Below are 12,333 nucleotides of genomic sequence, written 5' to 3'. Positions count from 1 at the left end.
TTAAAAGTTTTTTAGCACCTAGTCTCGTCAATAATATGAGTTAGTGTGTTAGTCATTTGGAGTAAAATAGCCATGTATGCTGTTTTTCAAAGTGGCGGAAAGCAACACCGTGTTGCTGAAGGTCATACAGTTCGTTTAGAAAAATTAGAAGTTGCTACTGGTGAAACCGTAGAATTCGATCAAGTTTTATTGATCGCTGATGGTGAAACAGTGCATGTTGGTGCTCCTTTAGTTGCTGGCGGTAAAGTCGTAGCTGAAGTAGTTGGACATGGTCGCGGCGATAAGGTAACTATTATTAAGTTCCGTCGTCGTAAGCATCACGACAAGAAAATGGGCCACCGTCAGTGGTTCACTGAAGTTAAAATCACTGCGATTAGCGCATAATTTAGGAGTCTAACTCATGGCACATAAAAAAGCTGGCGGTTCTACTCGTAACGGCCGCGATTCAGAAAGTAAGCGTCTTGGTGTTAAGCGCTTTGGTGGTGAATCAGTTCTAGCTGGTAACATTATCGTTCGTCAACGTGGTACTAAATTCCACGCTGGTGTAAATGTAGGTATTGGTCGTGACCATACTTTATTTGCATTAACAGACGGTAAAGTAAAGTTTGAAGTTAAAGGCGCTAATAACCGTAAGTTTATTAGCATCGAAGCTTAACTCTTTATAAGCTAGATTTCGAAAGCCCTGCCTATGGTAGGGCTTTTGTGTTTTTTATGTTATTAAACTGTTGTTGATAGTTTAATGATTTTGTTTATATGCAGTAGGCGATATAGTGATGAATGCTATCTTCAGTGCTTTCCTGCAAACCCCAATTATTGGGGTTATAATTACAGATTAAGTGGCGGCAGGAGTCAGTATGAAGTTTGTTGATGAATCAAATATTCGTGTAGAAGCAGGTGACGGCGGAAGCGGTTGCGTGAGTTTTAGACGTGAAAAATATGTTCCAGATGGTGGTCCTGACGGTGGTGATGGCGGCGATGGCGGCAGCGTATACCTGCAAGCTAACGAAAACCTTAATACATTGATTGACTATCGTTTTACTCGTTTTCATATGGCCGAACGTGGATCAAATGGACGTGGCCGCGATTGTACCGGTCATGGCGGCACTGATTTAGTTCTTCAGGTTCCTGTAGGTACGCGAGCTATCGATCAAGAAACCGAAGAGTCACTTGGCGATCTTACTGCACATGGACAAAAATTACTTGTTGCTAAAGGTGGTTTCCACGGTTTAGGTAATACTCGTTTTAAAAGTAGTACTAACCGCGCTCCGCGCCAAAAAACCCTAGGTACACCAGGTGAAGTTCGCTCTATTAAGCTTGAGCTATTACTGCTTGCAGATGTAGGCTTACTCGGTATGCCAAATGCTGGTAAATCAACGTTTATTCGCTCGGTATCACGTGCGACACCTAAAGTAGCTGACTATCCGTTTACCACTTTGGTACCCAACCTTGGTGTCGTTAACCCTCGTCCAGGTCAAAGCTATGTTATTGCTGATATCCCGGGTCTAATTGAAGGTGCTGCTGAAGGTGCTGGTTTAGGTATTCGTTTCTTAAAGCATCTTGAACGTTGTCGTATGTTGTTACACATTATCGATATCGAACCTATTGATGGTACTGATCCTGTACATTCTGCTCGTGCAATTGTAGGTGAACTTGAAAAATACTCTCCAAAACTAGCGGCAAAACCGCGTTGGTTAGTGTTTAATAAAACTGACCTGCTATTTGAAGATAATCTACAAGAAAAAATTGACCGTATTGTTAAAGAGTTAGATTGGCAAGGCGATGTGTATACTATGTCAGCCTACAATAGAACGGGCACTGAAGAATTAAGTGTTAAGATGCTTGATTATATTAGAAGCCTACCGGCTATTGTGGAAGAAATAACGCCAGATGCAGACGTTGAGTTCAAATGGGATAATTACCATAGCGCTGAAGATGAAGTCACTAATGAAGATTATAATGATGACTTTGACGATGATTTTGATGATGATGATTATGATGTAGAAGTCATCTATCAACGTTAAAAGACTCATTTGAGGATATCGTGTACGAAGATAGCCAAAATGAAATTACCCGCCTTGTAGTGCGTTGTGCGCAGTTACTGTTGGCTTATGGCGCTGAGTCTGATCTTGTTGAAGAGATTAGCCAGCGTCTTGGTAAAGCACTCGGTATTGCTAGTATTGAAATATCGATTTCATCCAATGCATTAGTATTGACTAGCTTAGTACACGGTCGCTGCGTTACTACTACACGTCGTATTCGTGCTCATGGCATTAATATGATGGTGATTTGTGAATTGCAGCGAATTTGTATATTGGCAGAAAAAGGTATTTATGGTGCCAACGAAGTTCGCCGACGTCTCGCTCATATCACGCCTAAAACTTATCCCGCAATTGCCGTAGTCACCATGATAGGCTTGTCATGTGCAAGCTTCTGCCATTTATTTGATGGTGACTTAATGGCATGTTTAATCACTTTTGTGGCCTCATCGATAGGCATGATGGTGCGTCTTTTTTTGGCATCTCGCCATTTCAATTTATTGATTAATTTTTCAGTTACGGCATTTATTATTACTGCCGTAGCCCAGGTTGGCTATATTTTGCCAATTACCAATACCCCTCAAGTCACAATGGCCGCAAGCGTATTGATGCTAGTTCCCGGATTTCCGTTAATTAACGCTATTTCTGATATGGTGAAAGGCCATATGAATGTCGGTATTTCTCGTTGGGGCCACGCCACGCTACTCACTTTAGCATCGGTTATTGGTATTACTATTGCGATGCAAATGGGCGGGATTTTTTAATGCTGCCACTTATCGGTTTGCTATTGCATGATGCTTTTTTTTCGGCAATCCCAGCAATTGGTTTTGCAATGGTGTTTAATGTACCTAAACGCTATTTGATTTACTGCGCAATAGCAGGAGCCATCGGCCATAGTTCAAGAACCTTTTTGTTACATTTTTCAATGCCTATTGAATGGGCGACCTTTATTGCCTCTGCTATTGTAGGCGTGATCACTATTCAGTTTGCTAAGCGTCATCTTGCTCCACCACTTATGTATGCTGTTGCAGCCATTATTCCAATGGTGCCAGGAACGTATGCGTTCAATACCGTGATTGCATTAATTCAACTTACAGCTCAAAGTCAGGTTAGTCCTGAACTCACCGCTCAAGTTGTTGTCAATGGGTTAAAAACCGTCTTTATTTTAGGTGCGCTTGCTGTTGGGTTAGCGTTACCAAGCTTACTTTACTACCGTACTAGACCGATAATTTAACCATAAGGATTTTGCTTCCATGCGTATAGCAATGATTGCCGCAATGGCCAATAACAGAGTTATAGGTAAAGACAACAAAATGCCATGGCATTTACCTGATGATTTACGCCATTTTAAAGCGATGACCCTGTCTAAACCTGTGGTTATGGGACGAAAAACATTCGAGTCCATCGGGCGACCATTACCTGGACGGCATAATATTGTGATTAGTCGTAATCGTCAGTTGAGTATTGAAGGGGTAACCTGCGTAGAAAGCTTCGAGCAAGCGCTTGTTGCTGCAGGGGATTGCGATGAAATAGTGGTAATTGGCGGTGGCCAGCTTTATCAACAATTATTGCCTAAAGCTGACGTTTTATATCTCACTTTAATTGATTTAGATGTTGATGGTGATACGGTGTTTCCCGATTGGAACGATGGCTCTTGGGATTTACAGAATTCAGTAAATGTAACAAACGACAAAGGATTGCAATATAGTTTTAACACTTTCGTCAAAAAGTGTTAAATTAGTCACGTTTAACCCTGAAATTAATATGTGACAGCGATCAAAAACATGATTTCTACGCATAGCTATATAACTATAAAAAGATAAAGGAGTGTCAGATGCGTCTATTGCCTGTAGCTATTGCAGCCCTGATTGCAGCATCTTTTGTGTCAGCCCCTGCTATTGCCGATACAGATCAATTAGTTGCAAATATTTGTGATTATGTAAAATCAGATGATAAAAACCGTTTACGTAAGAAAATGAAAGAGAGCCGTGTTAAGTTACGTAACATTTACTCAAGCATTTCTTGTGATGGCAGCAGTTTATTACGTACTGCCTACAAGTCGAATGCTGGTAATGTCGGTGAGTTTATCGCTAAGCGCATGCCATCATCAGATCTCGCTGCACCAGAAGCTGATGGTAAAACCATTTTAGATTGGGCTTCTGCCAATGGTCATGATGCAAGCGAAATTACCACTGCGATTAAAGGTCGCCTAGGTGGTAGTGCTGAGTCTGATGATGAATAACTGCATCAGCCAGTAATCGAAACCTAAAAACAACAATGCCGATAAGTAATTATCGGCATTTTTCTTTTATAATGTGTAATCTAGTTCATCTATTGTAACCGTCTAGCGAACCACACCTACTTTTTAAAATTCCATGGTAACAGGCTGTCGATATTGGGTTCTGGTTTACACAGTTCATCAAGGCAAACCATGATGTAATCAAATGGGATTAGACCATTTACCTTTGCGGTTTCCACAATACTGTAAAGGGTGGCACTAGCATGTGCACCGTTAGCTGTTTGGCTAAATAACCAATTCTTTCGGCCTATCACAAATGGTTTTACCGCGCGTTCAGCTCTATTGTTATCGATGCTGAGTCGTCCATCATCCACATAACGGATAAGCTTGTGCCATTGATTAGCCAGGTAATTAGCCGCCTCAATCAGTTTGGTATTACCCACTAAATTTGGCTGGTTCTGCTCAAGCCATGCTTTTAGCTTGTCCAGTATAGGCACACTGGCTTGTTGTCTGGCAATGTACTTTTCATCAACACTTTTATCTTTAACGCGTGACTCAACAGCGTACAGTTTTTGGATAAGGCTCAATACCACATCCGCTTTACCGGTTTTGTTTTTACCTTGTAGCTTTTTCGCGTCGATAAATTTACGACGAGCATGAGCCCAACAGCCGATTAAGGTTGCCTCTGTTCTGGCATAGGCTTGATAACCATCCACGTGCAAGTAGCCTTGATAACCTGCAAGATAATTGACCACGCACGCGGCCGCGCGACTATTGTGGAAGTCGTAAAGCACGATATTAGGGATAGGATTATTCGGGTCTGGTGAGTCTCGACCCGAGCAATACACCCACATATAGCTGTTCACTTTATCGGATTTCACCACTTTCAATGGTGTTTCATCGGCAAACAACGTGGGCTGCTTTAGCAGTTCGGCTTTAAGCCGCGCAACTAATGGCGCGAAGAGTGTGGCGGATTTGTCTATCCAACTGCTCATGGTCTGGCGACTGAGTTCAATACCGTATTGCTTAAACATCGCTTCCTGGCGATAAAGCGGTAACCCATATTGGTATTTACTGGTGATAAGCTGGCTCAATAAACTCGCCGTCGCAATGCCTTTGTTGATGGGCATGGCAGGCATTGAGGCTTGTTTTATCGGTGTCTGAGTCGAGGATTTATCACAGTGACGGCAAGCGTACTTAGGCCGAATGTGCTCAATCACTTTGATTTGAGCGGGTATAAACTCAAGCTTTTCTGACTTATCTTCACCCATTTTATGCAGCTCACCGCCACAACAATCACAGGTCTTATCGGTGATGTCGTGAATAACCTGCTCACGGGGTAAGTCTTTTGGCAGTGGCTTACGCACCGGCTTTTTACGGGTATAGCTAATGGATTGCTGCTCAGCCTCAGCGGCTTCAACAATCTCTTCTACTTCATTGAATAACTCGCCTTGGCCGACAAAGCCTTCAGCACTTTTGCCGAATTGTTTTTGTTGGGCCAGACGCCAGCGCTCTTCCAATGCCGCAATGTGGGCATCCTTCTGCGCTAACAGTTTTTCAAGTTCAGCAATACGCTGTTTAAGGGCGAGTTCATTTTCCATGACGCCTATTTTAAGGCATAACAAAAGGCTTTCCAGTGCTAACTGAACTAACTTTGATGATCATCAATCGATCGCAAGAATTAAAGCACTTGCTTACCTGCAACATTCATTTTGCTGTGACCAATCACATCATAACCTGCTAATAACCAATGTAATTGTTGCTCGGTTAATGTCATGGTGGGTGACATGAGTTTAGGCCATTTGAACTTATGCTTATCTAAACGCTTATACCACAGGGCAAAACCGGTGTTATCCCAGTACAGCAGTTTGAGTTTGTCGCGCCCTTTATTACAAAACACAAATAGCGCACCACTGAGCACAGGTAGTTCAAGCTCTGCTTCCACCAACGCCGCCAATCCATTAATCGATTTACGAAAATCGACCACATCGGCACATAAATAGACGGTGGGTACATCAACGAACATCTTCATGCCGTTAGCCCTTTAATAATGGCAACGATATCGTTCGTTGCTAAATTGGCTGGAAACATTAACTGGCCTGTGCGGATATCAAACTGCACCACATTTTGATGAGTTTGCGCGCAGACTTCAGTGGTGGTTTGTTTTACCTGAATAAAACGTGATGATGTGGGGTTGGTTGTTTGCACTGGCAAAGTTGAATTAGGCTGATACTCAGCCAGTAAAGCGCGCTGTTTATAGTAAGTGGTGATAGCGACATTATGGTGTTGGCAAAATTCAATATTAGTGCCACTAAACGAGCCGCGTTGTTGAAGTAGCATCTGCCACTGAGTTGTTGTTCTGTATGTTTTCATCACCTGCTCCAAATTTATCATTGAGCAGGTATTTTTAGATAATCAGAACATCGATGCTAGGTGTACTTCGCTAGACGCATACCATCTATTCTAAAGTGACCTTCAGTCAACGTTCTGTGCCTTCTATCTCAGCGTTATCTCCAACTGTTAATCCTATCTACCACTTTCCTGTGCAGTTGTGTTTGGCTCAAAATATGCTTTATATAAGCAACTCAAGGAGCCTTAAATTGGTCGTGATTAGCTGACAGTTATGATATGACGGTTACAAGACGGTTATTATTACGAGATGACCTTAGCTAATAACTTAAGGATCGAGTGAGCGATTTCGGCAATTAAAATAGCTGGCTAGTTATAGAGTTAGCACATTTGAATTTAAGGTGAGATTGTTATTAGTTTCTAGCGCAATAAAAAGGCCGCAAAGCGGCCTTTTGTTAATTTGGATATCTGGTATTAATTAAACTTTAAACTCGCGTACTGACGCTTGGAGTTCTTCAGCAAGCATAGCCACTTGATGACTCGATTGTGCCGTTTGATCTGCACCAATTGAGGTTTCTTCAGAAATCGATGCAATGTGTTCAAGCTTTTCTGAAACTTGTTGGCTAACTATATTTTGCTCTTGCGCTGCATGAGCAATATGGTTACCAGAATCATAGGCTCTATGAACTGACTTACTAATGGTTTCTAGTGCTATGTTTGCTTGCTCATTCTTTTCAACACAGCTATTTGCTTGACTACGGCCGAGTTCCATTACTGCTACAGCTTCTTGTGTGCCTATTTGTAGCACTTCAATCATTTGCTGAATCTCACTCGTTGAATGTTGAGTCCGAGATGCTAAGTTACGTACTTCATCAGCCACAACGGCAAAGCCTCGACCTTGTTCACCGGCTCTTGCTGCTTCAATTGCTGCGTTTAAGGCGAGTAAATTAGTTTGATCTGCAATACCACGGATAACATCGAGAATAGAGCCAATCGAAGCACTGTCGGAATGGACTTTATTGATAACCATACCGGCTTTTGCAACTTCTTCAGCCAATGCCAGTATCGTATTTTTACTTTCTTCAGCCAGCGTACGCATGTGCTGTGTTTCTTGATCAGCTTGTTTAATCTCATTAAGAGCTTGGTCGGCGCTCATAGAGACTTGTTGCGCACTTGAGCTGAGTTCAGTCGTTGCCGCAGCAACTTGGTCAACCTGGCTTTTCTGCTCTTGAATACTAATAGTCGTTTGTGAGGTAATTGCCGATGTTTGTTCAGCAGCAGCAGCTAATTGATTAGATCGATCAACAATCCCAATAATAAGGCTGCGTAAACTGTCGACTAATCGATTACAGTTTTTAGCTAATTCAGCGAATTCATCGTGACCCGTATCATCTAATTTATGGGTTAAATCACCAGATGCTAGTACATTTAGGGCTTTATTTACTTTTTCTAACGAGAGAGTTAACGGTTTAACTACAGCAATACTAACAATAATAGCAACAATAATAGCGGTTAATACTACCAATAACGTTTTAATCATTGCTGAATCAATAATATCCAATGCAGCAGTACTGATCTCACTTGCGAAGGTATCGATTGATTTAGCCAAAATGGTCATTTTATTGTTGACGTTTTTGGCAGAACTTTGGGTTTCAGTTAATTGTTTAGCGGCTGCAAATTCATGGTTTAATTGCTGTTGTTTTAGGGCTAAAATAGAATCGCTACCTTTTAGTAACGTAAACACTTTTGCGCTTTCAGCTGTTAAATCTTCTAAAATTGAACTGCTGACAATACCACTACCTTGACGGTTAATGTGGTCCAATTTTGTTGAGGCTTCACTGACCATGTAATCGAGTTCTTTGATGATCAGGTCATATTTACTTTGTTCGGTAGCGGCCACCAAATCATAAATTGTGGTGATAATATTGATAAATGTACCATCGACTAAACTCGCCGTTGCAGCCAAACTGCGTTCAGTTTGATCTTCACTAGTTTCTAGATCGATAATGTCTAATAAAATAGATGAGGAGTCATCTGCCGCGTTTTCCAGGTTACTGCGCATCTTGAGTAACTTTTCTTGCAAAGTAAGAGCACTCTCACGCTCTACCAACATTTTGGTCGCATTGGACTCATACAGAGTGTAGCTTTTAGTTAATGCTGCTAATGGTGCTGTAAGCTGAGCCTGTTTACTGACTAAGTTATTTAAGCGATTTAGATCCTGTTTAAAGGTACTGTCTAAGTCAGATAACTTTTTTTCTATTACTGGCACTTTAGATGAATGAGTACTGTAATAAGCAAGTAGCGCTTCAATTTGTTGCGAGCTTAAGTTCTCACTTAAAATACTAGTGGTTTCAAGAGCAGGTAAACTGATAGTCTTAAGAATAGTTGCCCCATCTTTAATTCTGTCATTACTCAGCATGGTTACACCACCGAGTACTATCAATAACAGCGTCACCACGGTAAAACCGCCAATGACTCTGGTTGCTACATTAATTTTCATACAGTACTCCGACTATTATTATTTGATCCTGATTTTTATCTGGTATGTGCTGTTGTATATTTCGATATCGAATTTATTAAAGGGCGATTGTTTCTCAGGCAAACGTAATAAATTCTACATTTAGCTATCGGCTAATTGGTACTTTAGTTTAACGTTAAATTAACCTTTTTTGGGTAATTTTTTCATTCTTTTCAAGATGCCACAATGTTAAGTGTTCTCCCCAGCAGCAGCCTGTATCTAATGCGAGAATTTGCGCATTATTAGTATGACCCATTAACGCAGCCCAATGACCAAATACGATGGTATTTTGCGGCACTGTTTGTGATGGGAATTCAAACCACGGACGTAATTGGTCCGAGTGCTGTTCGTTAGGTGGTAATTTACATTTAAAATCAAGATGACCATCGAGATGTAAAAATCTCATGCGGGTTAATGCATTAATACAGTAACGTGTTCTGGCAATACCGGTTAATGTCGGTGACCATTGCTCTGCATCTTCAGTATACATTTTGGCGATTAATGCAGGTAAATAGTCGTCTTGTTGTAATGCTAAGCTGACTTGCTCCGCTTCATGTTTCAGGGTGCTGATATCCCATTGAGGAGGCACACCAGCGTGCGTCATAATGATATTGTGTTCGGGCAGGGTTCTGACTAACGGTTGTTGGCGGATCCAATTAACTAAATTATCAATATCAGGAGCATTGAGTAATTCTTCAAGGTGATCTTGCGGATGAGCTCGTTTGAGTTTTCCGTGCAGGGCCAACAGGTGCAAATCATGATTACCGAGTACGACTTTGGCTGAACCTTGTAACGATTGAAAAAAGCGAAGTGTTGCTAGCGATTCTGTACCTCTGGCAACAAGATCGCCTACTGCCCAGAGTTGATCTTTGGATGGATTAAAAGCCACCTTTTGGAGTACTTGTTGTAATTCCGCATAACAACCTTGAACATCGCCGACAAAATAATGTGCCATGAGTTATTGAAAGATCCCCGGAACCGCAAGACGAAAAGGTGGAATAGTCGCTAAAAAGCGTTCTCCTTTATGATCTTCCATACCGTAAAATCCTTGCATAAAGCCTACTGGGGTTTCCATTACAGTACCACTAGTATATTGATAAGCCGTATTAGGCGCTATGGTTGGAGTTTCTCCAACGACACCAGGACCTTTGACTTCATTCTGCTCACCATCAGCATCGGTGATAATCCAATGACGGTCTTTAAGAGTTACTTTATTATCACCTAAGTTGATGATAGTAATGGTATAGCTAAACAGGTATTTATTATCGGCAACATCGGATTGTTGTTCTAAATATTGGGTGTCGATCTTAATTTTAATAGGCGATTCAACTTGGCTCATGTTATGTCCTAAAGCGAAAGGGCATGCTCAATATCAGCATGCCCTTATAATTAATCTTTTTTATCACACAGCATATTAGCCATTGCCACATATTGTGGGACACTAATTTGTTCTGGCCGCAGACTAGAGTCAATTTCTAGTGTGGTAAAATCATCGTCTGACAGCAATGTCTTCAAATTATTACGCAATGTCTTACGGCGCATATTAAATGCCGTGGTGACTAAGTGCCTTAATACATCGACATTTTTACACGGCCAAGGTTTGACTTCATAAGGTAATAATCTTATTACCGCAGAGTCGACTTTGGGTGCAGGAGTAAAGCTCGTTGGTGGTACTTCTAATACAGGTACCACTTGACAATAATATTGCGCCATTACGGTTAAGCGGCCATAAGCTTTAGTGCCAGGGCTGGCAGATAAGCGCAGAACCACTTCTTTTTGCAACATAAAATGCATAGTTTCTATTTGTTCGGCGAACTCAAACAAATGGAACATTAATGGCGTTGAAATATTGTAAGGAAGATTTCCAAACACTTTCATTTTTTTGCCAGGTTGCTGCAATTGACCAAAATCAAACTGTAATGCATCACCTTGGTGAATGGTCAGTTTGTCTTTAAGTATTGGGTGATATTGTAAGCGCTTAACTAAGTCACGATCTAATTCAACAACGGTTAGGTTATCAATCATGTCAGCAACAGGCTCAGTTAATGCACCTAGACCGGGTCCAATTTCAACCATCACATGATTATTATCAGGTGCAATAGCGCCTACTATGCTACTGATCACGCCTTGATCCGTTAAGAAGTTTTGTCCAAAACGTTTTCTGGCCGTATGGCCTAAATGTACTTTATTACTCATTAAAATAGGTTACTTACTTTTTGAGGCCAATTCGATGGCTTTGTTTAATGCGCAGGTAAAACTGCCACAATCCGCTTTACCACTACCAGCCAAATCCAGCGCGGTGCCGTGATCGACAGAGGTACGTATATAAGGTAGACCTAAGGTGATGTTAACCGATTTGCCAAATCCTAATGATTTAAGCACCGGTAATCCTTGGTCATGATACATGGCTAATACTACGTCAGCTTGTTCAAGATATTTAGGCTGGAATAAGGTATCTGCTGGCAATGGGCCAACAATATCCATGCCTTGCTCTCGTAACTCGTTGAGCGCCGGTATGATGATATCTATTTCTTCGCGACCTAAATGGCCATCTTCTCCTGCATGAGGATTGAGTCCACATACATAAATTTTAGGTGAGCCTAAATCAAATTTGCTAACTAATTCGCGATGCAAAATCGTAATAATATGATGCAGTCTATCGCGGGTAATCGCCTTAGCCACATAAGCTAACGGTATATGAGTGGTCATTAGCGCCACTTGTAAACCTGGCGCGGCCAACATCATCACTACATCAGCGCAATTAGCTTGTAATGCAAAAAACTCGGTATGACCGCTAAATGAAATACCGGCTTGGTTAATAATACCTTTGTGCACCGGGCCGGTAACTACAGCGTCGAATTCATTCGACATGTTTTTCTCACCGGCGTAGCGTAAGGTTTCGACTACATAAGCACTGTTTGCTTCATTTAACACACCACACTCAACCTTTTCGGCTAATGTAAACGGAGCAATCGTTAATGTTCCGGCTGCTTGAGGTTTTGGCGGTAGCAAATGGTTATACGGCGTTAACTGTAAAGGTAAACCGAGTAGTTTTGCCCGACTCATTAATAAATCAGGATCGGCGCAAACAACCAACTCAACAGGCCATGCCTGTTGAGCAAGTTTGATGACTAAGTCGGGACCAATACTTGCTGGTTCGCCTGGCGTGATGGCAATACGTTTAGTCATTA

At 41.5% G+C, this 12,333-nt stretch carries 15 protein-coding genes; 7 read left to right on the top strand and 8 right to left on the bottom strand.

Annotation, left to right across the window (positions count from 1 at the left end; genetic code table 11):
• The first annotated feature begins 72 nt into the window (after nucleotides 1-72).
• The 7 genes from rplU to EGC82_RS17510 all read left to right on the top strand — a co-directional run bounded on the left by rplU (nucleotide 73) and on the right by EGC82_RS17510 (nucleotide 4,278).
• On the top strand, nucleotides 73-384 hold the full coding sequence (gene rplU / locus EGC82_RS17540) for a 50S ribosomal protein L21 (protein WP_124731898.1): 312 nt from the start codon (nucleotides 73-75) through the stop codon (nucleotides 382-384).
• Nucleotides 385-400: 16 nt separating this feature from the next.
• The gene (gene rpmA / locus EGC82_RS17535; RefSeq protein ID WP_006080527.1) at nucleotides 401-655 is read left to right on the top strand and encodes a 50S ribosomal protein L27; all 255 of its coding nucleotides are present in this window, start codon (nucleotides 401-403) and stop codon (nucleotides 653-655) included.
• A 199-nt stretch (nucleotides 656-854) separates the two neighbouring features.
• Nucleotides 855-2,021: an Obg family GTPase CgtA gene (cgtA, locus tag EGC82_RS17530; RefSeq protein WP_124731897.1), complete on the top strand. Its 1,167-nt coding sequence runs from the start codon at nucleotides 855-857 to the stop codon at nucleotides 2,019-2,021.
• Nucleotides 2,022-2,041: 20 nt separating this feature from the next.
• Nucleotides 2,042-2,800 (top strand): threonine/serine exporter family protein, encoded by a 759-nt coding sequence (locus tag EGC82_RS17525; protein WP_124731896.1) that lies wholly within the window; start codon nucleotides 2,042-2,044, stop codon nucleotides 2,798-2,800.
• Nucleotides 2,800-3,270 (top strand): threonine/serine exporter family protein, encoded by a 471-nt coding sequence (locus EGC82_RS17520; RefSeq protein WP_124731895.1) that lies wholly within the window; start codon nucleotides 2,800-2,802, stop codon nucleotides 3,268-3,270. Before EGC82_RS17525 ends, EGC82_RS17520 begins: the two co-directional genes overlap by 1 nt.
• 19 nt (nucleotides 3,271-3,289) lie before the next feature.
• Nucleotides 3,290-3,772: a type 3 dihydrofolate reductase gene (gene folA / locus EGC82_RS17515; protein WP_124731894.1), complete on the top strand. Its 483-nt coding sequence runs from the start codon at nucleotides 3,290-3,292 to the stop codon at nucleotides 3,770-3,772.
• A gap of 98 nt (nucleotides 3,773-3,870) precedes the next feature.
• Nucleotides 3,871-4,278 carry a DUF3718 domain-containing protein gene (locus EGC82_RS17510; protein WP_124731893.1) on the top strand — a complete coding sequence of 136 codons (408 nt, stop codon included), beginning with the start codon at nucleotides 3,871-3,873 and terminating at the stop codon, nucleotides 4,276-4,278.
• Between the two features lie 116 nt (nucleotides 4,279-4,394).
• On the opposite strand, the gene tnpC is transcribed toward EGC82_RS17510, so the two are convergent.
• The 8 genes from tnpC to pdxA all read right to left on the bottom strand — a co-directional run bounded on the left by tnpC (nucleotide 4,395) and on the right by pdxA (nucleotide 12,331).
• Nucleotides 4,395-5,876, bottom strand: a complete 1,482-nt coding sequence (gene tnpC, locus EGC82_RS17505) for an IS66 family transposase (protein ID WP_124729339.1) — start codon at nucleotides 5,874-5,876, stop codon at nucleotides 4,395-4,397.
• An 80-nt stretch (nucleotides 5,877-5,956) separates the two neighbouring features.
• On the bottom strand, nucleotides 5,957-6,307 hold the full coding sequence (gene tnpB / locus EGC82_RS17500) for an IS66 family insertion sequence element accessory protein TnpB (protein WP_124729338.1): 351 nt from the start codon (nucleotides 6,305-6,307) through the stop codon (nucleotides 5,957-5,959).
• Nucleotides 6,304-6,648, bottom strand: coding sequence for a hypothetical protein (locus EGC82_RS17495; RefSeq protein WP_124729337.1), 345 nt, complete (start codon nucleotides 6,646-6,648; stop codon nucleotides 6,304-6,306). Before EGC82_RS17495 ends, tnpB begins: the two co-directional genes overlap by 4 nt.
• 454 nt (nucleotides 6,649-7,102) lie before the next feature.
• The gene (locus EGC82_RS17490) at nucleotides 7,103-9,124 is read right to left on the bottom strand and encodes a methyl-accepting chemotaxis protein (protein ID WP_124731892.1); all 2,022 of its coding nucleotides are present in this window, start codon (nucleotides 9,122-9,124) and stop codon (nucleotides 7,103-7,105) included.
• 154 nt (nucleotides 9,125-9,278) lie between these two features.
• Nucleotides 9,279-10,097 (bottom strand): symmetrical bis(5'-nucleosyl)-tetraphosphatase, encoded by an 819-nt coding sequence (locus tag EGC82_RS17485; protein ID WP_124731891.1) that lies wholly within the window; start codon nucleotides 10,095-10,097, stop codon nucleotides 9,279-9,281.
• 3 nt (nucleotides 10,098-10,100) lie between these two features.
• On the bottom strand, nucleotides 10,101-10,481 hold the full coding sequence (gene apaG, locus EGC82_RS17480) for a Co2+/Mg2+ efflux protein ApaG (RefSeq protein ID WP_124731890.1): 381 nt from the start codon (nucleotides 10,479-10,481) through the stop codon (nucleotides 10,101-10,103).
• Nucleotides 10,482-10,531: 50 nt separating this feature from the next.
• On the bottom strand, nucleotides 10,532-11,338 hold the full coding sequence (gene rsmA / locus EGC82_RS17475) for a 16S rRNA (adenine(1518)-N(6)/adenine(1519)-N(6))-dimethyltransferase RsmA (protein WP_124731889.1): 807 nt from the start codon (nucleotides 11,336-11,338) through the stop codon (nucleotides 10,532-10,534).
• A 9-nt stretch (nucleotides 11,339-11,347) separates the two neighbouring features.
• Nucleotides 11,348-12,331, bottom strand: coding sequence for a 4-hydroxythreonine-4-phosphate dehydrogenase PdxA (pdxA, locus tag EGC82_RS17470; RefSeq protein ID WP_124731888.1), 984 nt, complete (start codon nucleotides 12,329-12,331; stop codon nucleotides 11,348-11,350).
• Nucleotides 12,332-12,333: the final 2 nt, after the last annotated feature.

The organism is Shewanella livingstonensis (assembly GCF_003855395.1).
In the GTDB taxonomy this organism is placed as follows: domain Bacteria; phylum Pseudomonadota; class Gammaproteobacteria; order Enterobacterales; family Shewanellaceae; genus Shewanella; species Shewanella livingstonensis.
Note: the sequence above shows the minus strand (reverse complement) of the source record. Positions and strands in the feature narration are given on the sequence as shown.

What these genes read in the sequence shown, in the direction of transcription:
- rpmA (WP_006080527.1), top strand. Translation starts at nt 401, where the DNA reads ATGGCACATAAAAAAGCTGGCGGTTCTACTCGTAACGGCCGCGATTCA.
- pdxA (WP_124731888.1), bottom strand. Translation starts at nt 12,331, where the DNA reads ATGACTAAACGTATTGCCATCACGCCAGGCGAACCAGCAAGTATTGGT.
- cgtA (WP_124731897.1), top strand. Translation starts at nt 855, where the DNA reads ATGAAGTTTGTTGATGAATCAAATATTCGTGTAGAAGCAGGTGACGGC.
- EGC82_RS17490 (WP_124731892.1), bottom strand. Translation starts at nt 9,124, where the DNA reads ATGAAAATTAATGTAGCAACCAGAGTCATTGGCGGTTTTACCGTGGTG.
- tnpB (WP_124729338.1), bottom strand. Translation starts at nt 6,307, where the DNA reads ATGAAGATGTTCGTTGATGTACCCACCGTCTATTTATGTGCCGATGTG.
- EGC82_RS17485 (WP_124731891.1), bottom strand. Translation starts at nt 10,097, where the DNA reads ATGGCACATTATTTTGTCGGCGATGTTCAAGGTTGTTATGCGGAATTA.
- rsmA (WP_124731889.1), bottom strand. Translation starts at nt 11,338, where the DNA reads ATGAGTAATAAAGTACATTTAGGCCATACGGCCAGAAAACGTTTTGGA.
- apaG (WP_124731890.1), bottom strand. Translation starts at nt 10,481, where the DNA reads ATGAGCCAAGTTGAATCGCCTATTAAAATTAAGATCGACACCCAATAT.
- EGC82_RS17520 (WP_124731895.1), top strand. Translation starts at nt 2,800, where the DNA reads ATGCTGCCACTTATCGGTTTGCTATTGCATGATGCTTTTTTTTCGGCA.
- EGC82_RS17510 (WP_124731893.1), top strand. Translation starts at nt 3,871, where the DNA reads ATGCGTCTATTGCCTGTAGCTATTGCAGCCCTGATTGCAGCATCTTTT.
- folA (WP_124731894.1), top strand. Translation starts at nt 3,290, where the DNA reads ATGCGTATAGCAATGATTGCCGCAATGGCCAATAACAGAGTTATAGGT.
- rplU (WP_124731898.1), top strand. Translation starts at nt 73, where the DNA reads ATGTATGCTGTTTTTCAAAGTGGCGGAAAGCAACACCGTGTTGCTGAA.
- tnpC (WP_124729339.1), bottom strand. Translation starts at nt 5,876, where the DNA reads ATGGAAAATGAACTCGCCCTTAAACAGCGTATTGCTGAACTTGAAAAA.
- EGC82_RS17495 (WP_124729337.1), bottom strand. Translation starts at nt 6,648, where the DNA reads ATGAAAACATACAGAACAACAACTCAGTGGCAGATGCTACTTCAACAA.